Origin of the sequence: Bacillus sp. 22483 (genome assembly GCF_052044605.1) — a bacterium.
GTDB lineage: Bacteria > Bacillota > Bacilli > Bacillales > Bacillaceae > Bacillus > Bacillus altitudinis.
Window position 1 is genome coordinate 114,225 of the sequence record NZ_JBQENU010000002.1, and the last position, 16,703, is coordinate 130,927.

Here is a 16,703-nt window from a genome sequence, read left to right on the forward strand (position 1 = left end):
AATCAAGATATATGAACCAACAAGAAAATAATTCCAGTTAAAATATTTAGTTAACATAATAATATTATTGTATATACAAAAAAGAGCGCCCTTTAAGGGCGCTCTTCATTTTTCACATTAGAACAAAGAAAGCTGGTTTTGATCAGGAAGTGCTTCTAAGCAGCCTTGACGATCCAAATACTCAAGGATGGTCTTAGACACTTTTCCTCGTTTTTGTAAATCTTCTTTTGAAAGGAATTCACCATCTTGGCGTGCGCGTACAATATTTAACGCAACGTTTGTTCCTAGTCCAGGGATGGAGTTGAATGGCGGGATTAACCCGTCTCCATCAATGATAAACTCAGTGGCACTTGATCGGTATAGGTCTACTTTTTTAAAGTGATAGCCTCTTTCACACATTTCAAGTGCAAGCTCTAGTACAGTTAATAGGTTCTTCTCTTTCGGTGATGCATCAAGACCTTTTGAGTTAATATCGTCCATGACCGCTCGAATCGCATTCGATCCTTTTGTCATCGTTTCGATATCAAAATCATCAGCACGAACGGTAAAATAAGCCGCATAGTACAGAAGTGCATGGTGCACTTTGAAATAAGCAATCCGAACGGCCATTAATACATAAGCAGCCGCATGGGCTTTAGGGAACATGTATTTAATCTTTTTACAAGAATCAATGTACCAGTTCGGTACGTTATTATTCTTCATTTCTTCTTCCCATTCAGGAGGAAGTCCCTTCCCTTTACGAACAGATTCCATGATTTTAAAGGCAAGTGACGGCTCTAAACCTTGATAAATCAGATAGACCATAATATCATCACGACAGCCAATCACTTCGCTTAGTTCACACGTTTTATTATGAATCAGCTCTTGGGCGTTGCCGAGCCATACATCTGTACCGTGAGATAGACCAGAGATCTGAACAAGCTCCGAGAAGGTGGTCGGTTTTGTATCCTCAAGCATCTGACGAACAAACCTTGTGCCAAACTCTGGAATCCCAAGTGTTCCCGTTTTACATCCAATTTGTTCTTCTGTGACACCGAGAGGTTCCGTTCCTTGGAAGATTTTCATGACCTCAGGATCATCTGTCGGAATCGTTTTTGGATCAATTCCGCTCAAGTCCTGAAGCATCCGAATGACCGTTGGATCATCGTGTCCAAGAATATCTAGTTTCAGCAAGTTATCATGGATTGAATGGAAATCAAAATGCGTCGTTTTCCAATCAGAACCTGTCGCATCTGCTGGATATTGAATTGGTGAGAAATCGTAAATGTCCATATAATCCGGCACGACGATAATACCGCCTGGATGTTGGCCCGTTGTCCGTTTGACGCCCGTACAGCCCTGTACGAGCCGGTCAATTTCAGCACCTCTCATATGAAGGTTATGATCTCCTGCGTAGCCTTTCACATAACCATATGCCGTTTTTTCTGCAACGGTACCGATTGTACCTGCGCGGTATACATACTCTTCACCAAACAGCTCTTTTGTATAGTTATGGGCAATCGGCTGATATTCTCCTGAGAAGTTCAAGTCGATATCAGGCACTTTATCTCCTTTAAAACCTAAGAACGTTTCAAACGGAATATCGTGTCCGTCTTTTTTATACGGCGTCCCGCATTCAGGACAGTCTTTATCAGGAAGGTCAAATCCTGAGCCAACCGATCCGTCATTAAAGAACTCAGAGTGCTTGCAACTTGGACATACATAGTGCGGTGCAAGCGGGTTTACTTCTGTAATCTCTGTTAATGTCGCAACGAGAGATGAACCAACTGATCCCCTTGAACCAACTAGATATCCATCATCAAGTGATTTCTTAACAAGCTTATGAGAAATTAAATAAATAACAGCGAAACCGTGACCAATAATACTCTTTAATTCTTTCTCAATCCGGTCTTCTACAATTTTCGGTAAATCGTCACCGTAGATGCTGCGAGCCATGTTATAGCTCATTTCCCGAATTTCTTCATCTGCACCTTCGATTTTTGGTGTATAAAGATCGTCTTTGATTGGTTTAATACTTTCGACCATCTCAGATACTTTTTGCGTATTCGTCACGACAATCTCTTTCGCCTTCTCGTCTCCAAGGAAAGAGAATGCTTCTAGCATTTCATCAGTTGTTCTAAAATGAACTTTTGGCAGTTCATGACGATTAAGCGGATTCGCCCCGCCTTGTGATGAAATTAAGATTTTGCGATAAATTTTGTCTTCTGGATGCAGGTAGTGCACATTTCCAGTCGCCACGACTGGTTTATTCAGTTTTTCTCCAAGTTTCACAATGTTGGTGATGATCTCTTTTAATGCACGTTCATCCCGAACAAGCTCCAGCTGGAGTAAATGCTGATACACTTCTGGCGGATGAACTTCTAAATAGTCGTAAAATGCGGCAATGTCTTCTACCTCATCAGGTGACTTCTGCATCATCCCTTCAAACACTTCACCCTTATCACAAGCAGACCCAACAATTAAACCTTCTCGATATTTCTCAAGCTGTGAGCGAGGGATACGTGGCACGCGGTAGAAATAATGAATATGAGAAAGTGAAACAAGCTTAAATAAATTCTTTAGACCCGTCTCATTTTGTGCAATCACGGTTGCATGGTAAGGACGTGAGCGCTGATACGCATTGGACTGTCCCATGTTTTCATTCAATTGATCGTGGTAAGCAATCTCTTTTTCAGCCGCATCTTTTAGCATCTTCAGCATGAGGTAACCAGTTGCTTCTGCATCATAAATCGCCCGGTGATGCTGCGTGAGTTCAATATCAAACTTTTTACACAGCGTGTTCAGCCGGTGATTTTTAAATTCAGGATAAAGGAATCGACCGAGTTCTAGTGTATCAATGACAGGATTTGATGCTTTATCTGTTTTTAACAGTCGCTTATATGCTGCATTTAAAAAGCCCATATCAAAGCTCGCATTGTGAGCAACAAGGATATCTTGTCCAATCCACTCTTTGAAATCCCGAACAACATCGACCACATCTGGTGCATCTCTCACCATGTCATCCGTGATGCCAGTTAGTTCAATGGTTGTCGCTGATAATGGATGATGAGGGTTTGCAAATGCCTCAAAGCGGTCAATGATTTCCCCGCCTTTGATTTTCACGGCTGCAAGCTCAATGATCGTATCATACACAGCAGAGAGTCCTGTTGTCTCAACATCAAATACGACAAACGTCGCATCTTCTAATAAGCGGTGCTCTGGATTATACGCAATCGGTACCCCGTCGTCGACTAAATTGATTTCCACCCCGTACATCATTTTGATGCCATGCTTTTTACTTGCTGCATACGCATCTGGAAAGGATTGTACAACGGCGTGATCTGTCAGGGCAATGGCCTCATGCCCCCATTTTTTTGCTTGTTCAACAAGTCTACCGATGCCAGTGACAGCATCCATCTGGCTCATTGGCGAATGCAAATGGAGCTCAACACGCTTTTCTCCCTCAGGTGCAGTATCTTCTTTCAGCTGAGGTTTCATTTCATTGACGTCATTTGCGATCATGACAAGATCTCTCACAAACGTATCGTTTTGAATGCTTCCTCTTGCTTTGACCCACATCCCTTTTTTCAAGGTTTTCATGAGCTGAGCATCTTCTTTTTCTCTCGCAAACATTTTGATCAAAATACTATTCGTATAATCGGTAATTTTAAAGATACAAAGGGTTCTGCCGCTTTTTAGTTCGCGCGTTTCTGCATCAAACACGTATCCTTGGACGGTGATTCGTCTTTCTTCGTCCATAATACTATCAAGCGTACGTATTTCTTCATTGTCTTTGATTTGATAGCCAATCATCAGTGGGCCAGAAGGAGCTTCCTCTTGATCCTCACTTTCCTTCTTCTCCATCTCAACAAGGGCTTGCATGGCTCTTTCTTGATCTTCAGCAAGTTTTTGTTCTCTGAACTTCTGAATCTCTTGATCTGATACAAAAATTTCTGTATCAAATTGAAGTTCTGGAAAACCAACTTGTTTAAATGCAGCCTGAAGCATTGGGCTATATTTCTTCTTGATGGCCAGAGCCTCAGTTTCGCTTTTTGTTTTGATGATGATCTTATGTCCAGACAGCGCTGGTTTTTGCTGTTGAAGCAAGCTGATGATTGGGGGAGAAATTCCTTGAAGCTCTTCCACACAATGTGACCAATACGATTGAACGAGCTCTTCAGATATGTGCGGATCATTGACTTCAATCGTACAAGTGACTTGTGCGATATGAGAAAATGCATTTGTCAGCCTGCTTAAAAACATTGCATATACTTTGTAAGGCAAAAGCGCCTTAAATTTAAAATGGAAATGCCACGTTTTTGCCGCCTTATGCACCGTCAATTTGACGATCTCGCCTTCTTCAAAGTAACGGCTGAGGTCATCATCTGTCATTTGAATCTGATTGAGTAATATATGAAATTGCCGCCGGGTAATCGGTAATTGTTCATCCAAGACAGGACCCTCCTTTTGCAAATCAGAAAGGTACCTCTTTTTTGCAGGAGGTACCTTCATTTTTTTGTTCGTTTTTTATGCTTGGCGTATAAATGAAATCAGTTCATCAACAGATACTTCGTGTGATTCACCTGATTTTCTGAATTTCACTTCGACAATTCCTTCTTCTGAACGTTTCCCGCAGCTAATGCGAATTGGCAGTCCAATTAAGTCACTGTCGGCAAATTTGACGCCTGCACGCTCTTGGCGGTCATCGAAAAGGACTTCATAGCCCTCTTCCTGTAAACGCTCATACAGCGTTTCAGCCAGTTCCTTTTGTGCATCGTTTTTCATATTTAAGGCAAGTAGATGAAGATCATATGGCGCAACTGTTTCTGGCCAAATAATCCCCTTGTCATCATGATGTTGTTCAACAATCGCAGAAAGGGTTCTAGAAATTCCGATGCCATAGCAGCCCATGATCATTGGCTGCGCACGTCCATTTTCATCGAGGTATGTTGCATCCATTGCCTCTGAATAACGTGTGCCTAGCTTAAAGACTTGTCCTACTTCAATTCCTTTTGCGAACTGGATTGTGCCTTCACCATCTGGAGAAACGTCTCCTTCTTGAATCAAGCGAAGATCTGTATATTCCTTCACTGATAGATCACGAGCAGGATTGACATTGACATAGTGATAATCCGATTCATTTGCACCTGCAACTGCATTTGTCATTCCTTTGACAGCGTGGTCTGCATAAATCGTTACTTCCGCTTCAAGCTTCACTGGTCCAACAAATCCTGGTTCTGTTCCGATCACGTCTAGTACTTCCTCACGTGAAGCAAGCTCTACAAGCTGTGCTCCAACTAAGTTTTTCACTTTCACATCATTTACTTCATGATCGCCTCTTGTCAGGACAAGTACATACGCATCGTCCGCTTTAAACAAGACAGATTTGATACATGTAGAAGGAGCCACTTCTAAGAATGACGCAACATCTTGTATCGTCTTCACCTGAGGCGTGTGTACTTTTTCGAGTTCTTTGAAGTCCGCAGGGTTTGCTTCTTCTCCGTGATACACAGCCTCAGCCATTTCAATGTTCGCAGCGTAGGAAGATGTGTCAGAGTATGCGATTGTATCTTCTCCTACTTCTGACAGTGCCATAAACTCATGTGTATCTTTTCCTCCCATTGCCCCAGAATCGGCAATGACGGGTCTAAAGTTAAGACCTACTTTTGAAAAGACATTCGAGTAAGCTGTAAACATTTTGTTGTATGTGTCATCAAGGCTCTCTGGTGAAGAGTGGAATGAATAGGCGTCCTTCATAATAAATTCACGTCCGCGCAATAACCCAAAGCGAGGTCTTTGTTCATCACGGAATTTTGATTGGATTTGATACAGTGTCAAAGGAAGCTTTTTATACGATTTGACTTCACTGCGTACGAGTGATGTGATCACTTCTTCGTGTGTTGGGCCAAGTGCAAACTCGCGGCCGTGACGATCTTTCATACGCATGAGTTCTGGACCGTATGTATACCATCTTCCTGACTCTTGCCACATTTCTGCTTGCTGCAGCACTGGCATTAACAGCTCAGCTGCTCCCGCCTTTTCCATTTCCTTGCGAACAATGGATTGAATGTGCTGAATAACTTTATGTGCTAGCGGCAGATAATGATAGATACCGCTCGTGTTTTGTCTAATAAATCCAGCTCTTACTAATAGCTGATGACTTTTTGCCTCAGCATCTGCCGGCACCTCTCGAAGAGTTGGAATGAAAGTCAGGGATTGTCTCATGTCGTTACACCTCATTTAAGAAATAGGACTTCTCACAAAAACTCTTGTTTCCCAGAATGAGAAACAAGAGACATTGGTTTTTATAAAAATAATCGCTGGATGTCATTCCATGTCACTACTAGCATTAATAGCATGAGGAACGCAACACCAATGAAGACAACAAGTGCCTCTTTCTCACGATTAATTGGTTTGCCGCGAATGGCTTCAACGAATAGGAAAAGTAATCTTCCTCCGTCTAATGCAGGAATCGGTAATAAATTCACGATCCCTAAGTTGATACTAAGAAACGCAGCAAACTGCATTAATGTTAACACACCTTGTTTCGCTACTTCTCCTGTCATGTCATATATTCCAACAGGACCTGCAAGCATATCTAATGAAAATTGTCCTGTGACAATCTTTTGCAAGTTCGTTAAGATGAGACCTGCTGTTGATATCACTGTCGTTCCTGAAGATGAGATGACTTTGAGAAAGCCATTTTCTGTTGGCGGGTAAGAGCCAAAACGGCCAATGGTTTTTCCTTCGGCCTTCACAGCTTCCGGTACAACTTGAATGGTGCTTTCTTTGCCATCTCGGTCAATGACGACATTCATTTTTTTATCTGGGTTCTTTTGAACCGTTTGAACAACGTCTGTCCAAGAATTCATTTTATCCCCGTTAATTGAAACGATATGATCTCCCTGCATAAGCCCAGCTTGCGCTGCCCGGCCGTCTTTTGTCAGCTTACCAAGTACAGGATCATCCACGGTTACACCTTGAATAAATCCTAAAGCCACTAGAATCACATATGCCAGGATAAAGTTCATAATCGGTCCAGCTGCAATGGCTTTAATACGCTGCCATACTGTTTTTGAACCAAACTGACGGTTGTATGGCGCAATTTGAATTTCTTCACCATCTGCAATATAGAAGCTTGTTTGGCTTACATTGTAGCCAGTCAGAATGTCTTCATTTCCAGCCTCATATCCTGAAATTCTCATCGCATGATCTAAATCAATTTGTTCAACTTCAATGACAAGTGCATCAGGATATTTCTCTTTATCATTTAAAATGATTTTTTCTACTTCATTTTGCTCATTGAATAAGAGCCCCACTGTATGACCCGGTTTAATTTCAATGACTTCAGGGTCTTCTCCAGCCATTTTAACAAATCCGCCGATTGGCAGAAGTCTGATGGTATAGACGGTTTCTTTTCGTTTAAAGGAGAAAATCTTCGGTCCAAAACCAATTGCGAACTCGCGGCATAAAATGCCTGCGCGCTGCGCCATAATTAAATGGCCAAGCTCGTGGAAAAAAACGAGCGTTCCAAAAATAATAATAAACGCAATCACTGTATTCACGAACATACCACCTTATGCGAGGATTGATTGAACAAAGTCTCGTGTATCTTTGTCCACTTCATGGATATCTTGCAAACTAGGCGTTGAAATCACATGATGTCTGTTCAGTGCCTTTTCAATCAATTCTTCAATTTGCAGGAACGTTACTTTGCCTTTTAAAAATGCATCAACAGCTATTTCATTGGCTGCATTAAGCACAGTAGGCATTGTCCCTCCTATTTTACCTGATTCATAAGCAAAATGTAAGCAGCGATACCTGTCAAAATCCGCTTTTTGGAAATTTAATTGTCCAATCTCCCAAAGGTTTAATGATTTCGCCTCTTTTAATGGCGCTCTATCAGGATAAGTGAGCGCGTATTGAATCGGAACCCTCATGTCAGGTGTACCTAACTGAGCCATGACACTTTTGTCATGGAATTCCACCATGGAATGGATGATGCTCTCTTTATGTAACAGCACATCAATTTGATCGTATGGGATATCAAACAGCCAATGCGCCTCAATTACCTCAAGCCCCTTATTCATCATGGTCGCTGAATCGATCGTGATTTTTGCGCCCATGGACCAGTTCGGATGATTCAGCGCTTCTTCAACCGTTACACCTTCAAGCTCCGTGCGTTTTTTATCTCGGAAACTGCCGCCTGAAGCTGTGACGATTAAGCGTTCAATGTTTTTAGCTTGTTCACCTTGCAGGGATTGAAAAATAGCGGAGTGTTCACTATCGACAGGAAGTAAAGGCACGTCATACTTTTTGGCGTACTCTTTTACTATATGACCAGCTGTCACAAGTGTTTCCTTATTTGCAAGTGCGATCGTCTTTTTTTGTTCAATGGCTTTTAATGTCGGTACAAGTCCGACACTTCCTACCAGTGCATTGACCACAACATCCACTGCATCATAGGTCGCTGCTTCGATGTTTGCTTCATCACCCGCAGCCATTTTGACATCGTATTGAAATGAATGACCTTTTAACGTGCGATAGGTCGCTTCGTCTACACATCCAACAAATTCAGGCTGAAATTGTTCAATGATAGGGATGGCCTTGTCTATATTTCTGCCAAACGTCATCGCTTTCAACTTGAATTTGTCTGGATGCTGCCTGATCACATCTAATGTTTGTTCTCCAATTGATCCTGTTGCGCCTAATAGCGAAATATATTTCAAATTGCCACTCCTTCTCTCGTTCAATTAGTTTCTATGAGGTTAGCTAGCAAACGTGGCCAGCAATAAATATAAAAACGGCAGAACGAATAAAAAGCTGTCAAACCTGTCCAAAATTCCGCCATGACCTGGGAGGATTGTCCCTGAATCCTTCACATGGTAATGACGCTTTAAAGCAGATTCCACAAGGTCGCCAAGCTGTCCAAAAATACTGAGCAAAAGAGTAATAAACATAACAAGCAGATATGATGGCAAAAATCCTGTAACCGCCTGGAACACAAGTGACAGCACGACCGCTGTGACGATTCCGCCGATAAATCCTTCTACTGTTTTGTTTGGGCTGATCTCTGGCCAAAGCTTTCGTTTCCCCATAGATTTCCCAATAAAATAGGCACCTGAGTCAGTGGACCAAATAATCACCGCTGCGAAGAAGATCGCACTCATGCCATACAAGCCTCTAATTTGAATAAAATAATAGAAACTAACGCCAATATATAATGTGGCTAATATAACAAAAGCAACCTCATCGAATGTGAAAGAGTTTTTGCTCAGAACTGTATAAGTTAAAAGGATTAAGACTGCAAATAAAGCAATCTGCATTTTTGATGCGTCTACGTTCGGGAAGAAGCTATTTTCTCCGCCCATTAAAAGCCAAAGCAATATTAAGCTGACAATGCCAGGAAAGCTGAAAATCGAAATCTTTTTCATTCTAAGAAGCTCAAAGAGAGCGACACTTCCCATTAAATAAATCAGCAGGGTAAAGGGCATTTGTCCATAAATCACTGCAAGTAAAAACACTGCAGCTGCCAGAACACCCGTCAAAATTCTTTGTTTCATCTGCACCACCCTCTAAATTCCACCGAACCTCCGGCCGCGGCGCTGGTACTCTCCGATAGCGCCTATGAGATGCTCATCAGAAAAGTCAGGCCAAAGCACATCCGTAAAGACAAACTCGCTGTATGCAATTTGCCAAAGCATAAAGTTGCTTAATCTAATTTCTCCACTCGTGCGAATAAGCAAATCCGGATCTTGAAGAGATTCTGTCATTAAATAAGCTGAAAACATCTCTTCTGTGATGTCTTCTGCTCGAAGCTTGCCTTCTTTGACTTTTTCAGAAATTTGTCTGCATGCAGAAATAATTTCTGTCCGTCCTCCATAATTGAGCGCAAAATTTAAAATGAGTCCGTTATTATTCGCCGTACTCTTCACTGCGTTCTCTACCGCTTTTTTCGTATGCTGCGGGAGGCCGTCTGGATCACCTGTTAAACGTACACGGACATTTTCCTCGATGAGTTCAGGCAGATAGATGTTAAGAAACTCTTCAGGAAGCTTCATTAAAAAGTCTACTTCTAGTTTTGGACGTTTCCAATTTTCTGTAGAGAAAGCATACAAAGTCAGCACTTTGACATTCAGCTTATTTGCAAGCTTGGTCATGCGCTTGACAACTTTCATTCCTTCATGATGTCCTGCTACCCGTGGAAGTGCACGTTTCTTTGCCCATCTTCCATTCCCATCCATGATAATGGCGATATGTTCAGGAATTTCTCCATTTAATATGTCTTCTTTTGTCAGGCTTTCTAAGTTGGAAGCTGCTGTTTGCTGATTCTTCCAATTTTTGAGTATATTGAGCATGAGATTCCTCCATCACCCAAAAAGGTTGCGTTCCCGCTAATAATATAGTCCTCAACAGTATTAACAAAAAAACCCCCTGTAAACATGAAGAGGGTCTTTTCACTATTATCTATTGTACATAGTTTTTTCTTAAACTTCCATGATTTCTTTTTCTTTATCTTTTGTCACTTCATCAATTTTAGCGACATATTCATCTGTCAATTTTTGAACATCCTCTGTAGATGATCTTAATTCATCTTCAGTGATCTCCCCATTTTTCTCTAGCTTTTTCAATTCATCGTTTGCATCACGACGAACGTTACGAACAGCTACTTTTGCTTCTTCTGAGTATTTTCTCACAACTTTTACAAGTTCTTTACGTCTTTCTTCTGTTAGTGCTGGGATCGCAATACGGATCACGTTTCCGTCACTTGTTGGTGTGATACCAAGATCAGACTTTTGGATCGCCTTTTCGATATCACCGATCGCTGTTTTATCGTAAGGTGTGATAATCAGCATACGTGCTTCTGGCACTGTAATTGACGCAATTTGGTTTAGTGGTGTTTGCGCACCATAGTAATCCACTGTTACTTTGTCTAAAAGGGAAGCATTAGCTCTGCCCGCACGGACAGTTGCTAGTTCACGTCCGTATGCTTGAACGGCTTTTTCCATTTTTTCTTTTGTTTGGTTCAACACTTCTTTTGACACGTTATTTCCCCCTCACGATCGTTCCGATTGATTCGCCATTGACGGCACGTTTAATATTTCCTTCTTCCATAATAGAGAAGACGATTAATGGAATGTCATTGTCCATACATAATGAGGACGCAGTAGAATCCATTACAGCAAGCCCTTCTTTTAGTACATCAAGATATGAAAGCTTATCATATTTTACTGCATCCGCATCTGTACGAGGATCAGCACTGTAGACACCGTCTACATTGTTTTTCGCCATTAAAATGACATCTGCTTCAATTTCAGCTGCACGAAGTGCTGCTGTTGTATCAGTAGAGAAATAAGGGTTACCAGTACCTGCAGCAAAAATCACGACACGTTTCTTTTCAAGGTGACGGATCGCTTTTCTTCTTATGTATGGCTCTGCAACCTGTCTCATTTCGATAGAGGTTTGTACTCTAGACTGAATGCCAAGCGTTTCTAGGCTGTCTTGTAATGCCAATGAATTCATCACTGTTGCAAGCATCCCCATATAGTCTGCTGTTGCCCGGTCCATTCCTAAGTCACTGCCTGTCTTACCACGCCAAAGGTTTCCTCCACCTACAACGACTGCAACTTCAACATCAAGTTCTGCAATTTCTTTTACTTGCTTTGCAATTGATTGAATGACAGTTGGGTTAATTCCATTTCCAGCATCACCAGCTAGTGCTTCTCCACTTAGCTTCAGTACAATGCGATTATATTTCGGTTTGCTCATGATAACCTCCAAGTGTAAACTATACCGTCTCTTATTATGCGTAAGAAACCGTCTTTTGTAAATCAATATCCTCTAAAAAATAGGGAACACAGTGCTTGTGCTCCCTAAAAAAGCCCCAGAGAGCTTTTCAAACATTATTTTTTCACTTGGCTCATGACTTCTTCAGCAAAGTTGTCTTGACGCTTTTCGATACCTTCGCCCACTTCATAGCGAACATAAGTTTGAACAGTTGCGTTTTTCGCACCTACAACTTGTTTCACTTTTTCATCTGGGTTTTTAACGAATGCTTGGTCAAGTAAGCAAATTTCTTCGAAGAATTTGTTTAGACGGCCTTCTACCATTTTAGCAACGATATTTTCAGGCTTTCCTTCTTGAAGCGCTTGTTGTGTTAATACTTCACGCTCACGGTTTGCTTCTTCTTCAGACACTTGGTCACGAGAAATGTATTTAGGGTTTACAGCAGCAACGTGCATTGCGATGTCTCTCGCAAGCTCTTCATCAGTTGTTCCGTTAAGAACCGCTAATACACCGATGCGTCCGCCCATGTGTAAGTAAGAACCGAATGCAGCGTTATCTTCTTTTGTGATGACTGAGAAACGGCGCAGCGTAATTTTTTCTCCGATTTTCGCAATTGCAGAAGTAATATGTTCTTCAACTGTTGAACCATTTTCCATTTTAGAAGCATGTGCTTCTTCAATTGTTGCAGGTTTCGCAGCAAGTAAATGATCAGCAAGTTCGTTAAGAAGATTTTGGAATCCTTCGTTTTTCGCAACGAAATCAGTCTCAGAGTTTACTTCTAGGATAACACCAGTGTTGCCGTCAGTTTTAATAAGAGTTAATCCTTCTGCCGCAATACGGTCTGCTTTTTTCGCAGCTTTTGCGATCCCTTTTTCTCTTAGAAGATCGATTGCTTTGTCGATGTCACCATCAGTTTCTGTTAACGCTTTTTTACAGTCCATCATACCTGCACCAGTTTTTTGACGCAGTTCTTTTACTAATTGAGCAGTAATTGCCATTTTACATTTCCTCCTTCTATGTTAAAACACGGATTACTAGGTGAAAAAAAGGTGATAAAAGGCAGTTCCCTCTTATCACCTTTTGAATAGGTTACGCAGTTGTTGTTTCAGTTTCTGTCGTTTCTTCTACAACAGCTTCTTCTTCGCCTTGTTTAGACTCAAGAATCGCATCTGCCATTTTAGCAGTTAGAAGTTTTACAGCACGGATTGCATCATCGTTTGCAGGGATCACAACATCAATTTCGTCTGGATCACAGTTTGTGTCAACGATACCGATAATTGGGATATTCAATTTACGAGCTTCTGCAACTGCAATACGCTCTTTACGAGGGTCGATAATGAAAAGTGCATCTGGAAGACCCTTCATGTCTTTGATTCCGCCTAGGAATTTTTCAAGACGTTCTAATTCTTTTTTCAGTTGAACGACTTCTTTCTTAGGAAGAACTTCGAACGTACCGTTTTCTTGCATTTTTTCAATATCTTTTAAACGTTTGATACGTTTTTGGATTGTTTCAAAGTTTGTTAACGTTCCACCAAGCCAGCGTTGGTTTACATAGAACATACCAGAACGGATTGCTTCTTCTTTCACTGAATCTTGTGCTTGCTTTTTCGTACCAACGAAAAGGATTTTTCCTCCGTCAGCAGCAAGGTTTTTCGTGAAGTTGTAAGCTTCCTCTACTTTTTTCACCGTTTTTTGAAGATCGATGATGTAGATACCGTTACGCTCTGTAAAGATGTAACGCTTCATTTTTGGGTTCCAACGGCGTGTTTGGTGACCGAAGTGAACACCAGCTTCTAGCAATTGTTTCATAGAAATAACTGACATGTTGTTGCCTCCTAATATAATGGTTTTTTTTCCTCCGCTTAAGTCATGTTCACATAAAACTGCGCCACGGCAGCACCTTCATACGAATCATTAAGCGTGTGTATTTAACACCAAGAAATAATATAACACATGATGGACTGACAATCAAGAATCCTTTACAGCTTTCCGCTAAATTTTAATAAAAGCTCGATTTCTGTCTTGCCCGTTTTTAATTCTTTCGCTATTTCTTCTAATGATAGCCCTTGATCATATAAGGCCTTTACTTGATCCTCAAATGTTTCTTCTCTTTCACTTTCAGAAGGCGCAGAAGCTTCTGTTTCGAGACTTGAAACGGGTTCGTTTACCTTCTCTTCCTGCACCTCAACTTCGCTAAGGAGAGCCGACAGGTGCTCTGGAACTGGATCTTCACTTTCTACCGATTGCTGGGATTCAATTGGTGGTTGTGGCTGCTTTGGTGTCTGAAGATCCGATTTCAGCTCTTCAGCAGAAAAATCAGGGGAAGTGGCTGCAGCTTTTGATAGTTTTTCATTCTCTTCTTTGACTTCCATCAAAAATGCAGCCAGGGTATTTTCCGTTTCTTCTAAAAGCTCTCGCTGCTTTTGTTCTGTTGCCTTCAGCGAATTCATTCTCGTGTATAAAATGATCACAAAATAAATAAGTGCAGCATGAAGCATAAAGCTAATCAGCCATAGCATATTTTTTCACTCACTAACTCTTTAAGATTGAATGGCTTTATCAAGCAGATGCTTAAGCTTGAACAATGCCTTTGAATGAATTTGCGAAATGCGGGAGGTCGATAAATTAAGCACTTGACCAATTTCCGTTAACGTCAATTCCTCTTTATAGAAAAGACTAATCACAAGCTTTTCTTTTTCCGAAAGCTCTGTCATTTTTTCGGCAAGCTGTTCAATTAATTCATCTTTCAGCATTTTCTCTTCAGGTGTCACAGTCTTTTCATCGCGAATCATGACTTGAACGTTTTCTCCGTCTTCTTGATCATGCAGCTTCTCATCAATCGAGAGCAAATTCGCAAAGAACCCTTCATTCATCGTTGTGACCACATCTTGTTCACTCATGCCGAGTTCTTCAGCAACCTCTGTTGGTGTCACATTTCGTAAATATCGCTGTTCAAGCTTTTCAATTGCCGCTTCTACTTTTTTTGTTTTTTCTCTTGATGTACGAGGCAGCCAGTCCTCTTTACGAAGACCGTCGATGATGGCCCCCCGAATTCTGAAGGATGCATATGTATCAAACTTCAGATCTCTTCCGGGGTCAAATTTTTCAAGGGCATCATATAAACCGAGCATCCCTAGACTGATCAAGTCTTCTTTGTGCACTGACTTCGGGAGACCGATGGAAATTCTTCCAACATGATATGTGACGAGCGGCATATAGCGGCGCATAAGATCATCTCCAGCAGCTGGGTCCTTCCACTCTTTCCATCTAGCCCATAGCGCCTGATCTTCGTAATTTAAGGATTGCATCTTTCTCCCCCTATACTTCCTTAGTTATATCTTCATAATGCCTTGTTTCACAGTGCGGATCTCAAGTTCTGTTGTAAGCGGATCGAATTCAATCGTGCGTCCATTGTTTCCGCCCGTGTCCTCACTAATGATCGGGATATGATGAAGAGACAGATGTTCTTTCACAGCTGATACATTTCTAGGTCCAATTCTCATCAGATCATTGGTTGACTTAAATTTAAACATTTCTGCGCCGCCAGCAAGCTTCGCTTTTAGCGCATGTTTGCGCGCTCCTTCTTTTAAGAGCAGATCAATTGTATGCTTGACACCTGTATCTGCATACTTAGCCAAGTTCTCTACCGCTCCTTTTGAAAGAGAGGAGTCTGGAAGCATGACATGGACAAGTCCTGCCAGTTTTTTTTCTTGGTCAAAAAGGACAAGTCCTACGCAAGAACCGAGACCGGATGTCCGTATACGGTCCGGTGTTTTCACAAGCTGAACATCCGCTATACCAACCTTTACAACTGCCGGAATCTGCACGTTCATTATAGGTTACCTAATGCTTTGAACAGTTTTTCAAACGATTCAAAGTCTGGTAATAGAAACATATTTCCTTTCAGCTCTTGCTGATTTTGATCATCAAAAATCGATGTATCAATCACAATCGCCTGATCGCCGAGCGGGCTAAACTGCATTAATCCTTCACTAATGACAGCCCCGAACATGTCGAGCGTGACATCTGGAACACTTGGGTGAAGCTGCAGTTTTGTTAAATCGGCAAGTGCTGATAAATAAGAGCCCGCTAAAATATTTCCTAGCTCATGAAGCGCTGATGTTCCTAGCATGTGTTCATGAATCGTATCAATATCAAATGCTGGGTCCTGAACAAGCTCTCTTACAAATTGTTCCGCTTGTTCAAACGGCATAATGAAAAAGATTGAACCGGTAAGATCACCCTCCATTCGCAAAAAGATACTGGCAACTGGAAGGTCTGCTCCACCAAAGAAATCCATTAAATCTTCAAACGAGAGAACTTTGACAAAAGGAACAGCCATATCAATTTTGCGGTTCAATAGGCTGGCAAGAGCAGACGCTGCATGGCCTGCTCCGATATTCCCAACCTCACTTAAAATATCTAGCTGTTCATCTTTAATTTCATTGAAAATGCTCATTTCACATCCCCCTTAATGAACAGGTGCATCTTGCACGCTCTTGTCGAGGACCGCACCAGCATGAATGATATTGAATAGACGCTGATCATGCTTAATAATTCCTGTCACCCATGACAGTCCTTCTTTTTCAGCTGAATCAGTAGAAGTTTCTACCTCTTCCTGATGAACAGTAATGACATCATTTGCTTCATCAACAATCCAGCCGACTTCAATGTCACCAACTTGTACAATAATCATTCTTGTTTCGTCTGTAATCTCGTTGTCAGTTGATCCAAGTCTCACTCTAAGGTCAATGACAGGTGTCACGACACCACGTAGATTAATGACACCGCAAATATAAGGGGCAACGCCAGGAACTCTTGTCGGCTGCTGCCATTTTTCAATGGACTTTACTTCTGATACTGAAATGGCGTATTCTTTTTTGTTTACGATAAACACAATCATCTTTTCGCCAGTTTTGATATCTGTACTCATTTCA

At 41.5% G+C, this 16,703-nt stretch carries 15 protein-coding genes; all 15 read right to left on the reverse strand.

The window, feature by feature from the left end; genetic code table 11:
- Positions 1 to 117: 117 nt before the first annotated feature.
- Complete coding sequence (locus tag ACTJJQ_RS03515; protein ID WP_440599958.1) at positions 118 to 4,431, reverse strand: PolC-type DNA polymerase III; 4,314 nt, start codon at positions 4,429 to 4,431, stop codon at positions 118 to 120.
- Between the two features lie 75 nt (positions 4,432 to 4,506).
- Positions 4,507 to 6,204 (reverse strand): proline--tRNA ligase, encoded by a 1,698-nt coding sequence (locus ACTJJQ_RS03520; protein ID WP_045034268.1) that lies wholly within the window; start codon positions 6,202 to 6,204, stop codon positions 4,507 to 4,509.
- Positions 6,205 to 6,284: 80 nt separating this feature from the next.
- Entirely contained in the window at positions 6,285 to 7,550 is a 1,266-nt protein-coding gene (rseP, locus tag ACTJJQ_RS03525) for an RIP metalloprotease RseP (protein WP_007499546.1), read from the reverse strand.
- Positions 7,551 to 7,556: 6 nt separating this feature from the next.
- Positions 7,557 to 8,708: a 1-deoxy-D-xylulose-5-phosphate reductoisomerase gene (gene dxr / locus ACTJJQ_RS03530; protein WP_017359078.1), complete on the reverse strand. Its 1,152-nt coding sequence runs from the start codon at positions 8,706 to 8,708 to the stop codon at positions 7,557 to 7,559.
- A gap of 39 nt (positions 8,709 to 8,747) precedes the next feature.
- Positions 8,748 to 9,542, reverse strand: coding sequence for a phosphatidate cytidylyltransferase (locus tag ACTJJQ_RS03535; RefSeq protein ID WP_007499550.1), 795 nt, complete (start codon positions 9,540 to 9,542; stop codon positions 8,748 to 8,750).
- A gap of 12 nt (positions 9,543 to 9,554) precedes the next feature.
- Complete coding sequence (locus ACTJJQ_RS03540; RefSeq protein ID WP_242732003.1) at positions 9,555 to 10,337, reverse strand: isoprenyl transferase; 783 nt, start codon at positions 10,335 to 10,337, stop codon at positions 9,555 to 9,557.
- A 129-nt stretch (positions 10,338 to 10,466) separates the two neighbouring features.
- Positions 10,467 to 11,024 carry a ribosome recycling factor gene (gene frr, locus ACTJJQ_RS03545; RefSeq protein ID WP_008344764.1) on the reverse strand — a complete coding sequence of 186 codons (558 nt, stop codon included), beginning with the start codon at positions 11,022 to 11,024 and terminating at the stop codon, positions 10,467 to 10,469.
- A 1-nt stretch (position 11,025) separates the two neighbouring features.
- Positions 11,026 to 11,748 (reverse strand): UMP kinase, encoded by a 723-nt coding sequence (gene pyrH, locus ACTJJQ_RS03550; RefSeq protein WP_008344767.1) that lies wholly within the window; start codon positions 11,746 to 11,748, stop codon positions 11,026 to 11,028.
- Between the two features lie 134 nt (positions 11,749 to 11,882).
- A complete protein-coding gene (tsf, locus tag ACTJJQ_RS03555) occupies positions 11,883 to 12,764 on the reverse strand; it encodes a translation elongation factor Ts (protein WP_007499558.1) in 882 nt (293 codons plus the stop codon).
- 91 nt (positions 12,765 to 12,855) lie between these two features.
- Entirely contained in the window at positions 12,856 to 13,590 is a 735-nt protein-coding gene (gene rpsB / locus ACTJJQ_RS03560) for a 30S ribosomal protein S2 (protein ID WP_007499561.1), read from the reverse strand.
- Between the two features lie 155 nt (positions 13,591 to 13,745).
- Positions 13,746 to 14,285, reverse strand: coding sequence for a hypothetical protein (locus ACTJJQ_RS03565; RefSeq protein ID WP_045034267.1), 540 nt, complete (start codon positions 14,283 to 14,285; stop codon positions 13,746 to 13,748).
- A 21-nt stretch (positions 14,286 to 14,306) separates the two neighbouring features.
- Entirely contained in the window at positions 14,307 to 15,074 is a 768-nt protein-coding gene (locus ACTJJQ_RS03570) for a FliA/WhiG family RNA polymerase sigma factor (protein WP_007499565.1), read from the reverse strand.
- Positions 15,075 to 15,098: 24 nt separating this feature from the next.
- Entirely contained in the window at positions 15,099 to 15,599 is a 501-nt protein-coding gene (locus ACTJJQ_RS03575) for a chemotaxis protein CheD (protein WP_007499566.1), read from the reverse strand.
- Positions 15,599 to 16,225, reverse strand: coding sequence for a chemotaxis protein CheC (locus ACTJJQ_RS03580; protein WP_007499567.1), 627 nt, complete (start codon positions 16,223 to 16,225; stop codon positions 15,599 to 15,601). The genes ACTJJQ_RS03575 and ACTJJQ_RS03580 overlap by 1 nt, the downstream gene beginning before the upstream one ends.
- Positions 16,226 to 16,237: 12 nt before the next feature.
- Positions 16,238 to 16,699 (reverse strand): chemotaxis protein CheW, encoded by a 462-nt coding sequence (locus tag ACTJJQ_RS03585; protein WP_045034266.1) that lies wholly within the window; start codon positions 16,697 to 16,699, stop codon positions 16,238 to 16,240.
- Between the last annotated feature and the right edge of the window lie 4 nt (positions 16,700 to 16,703).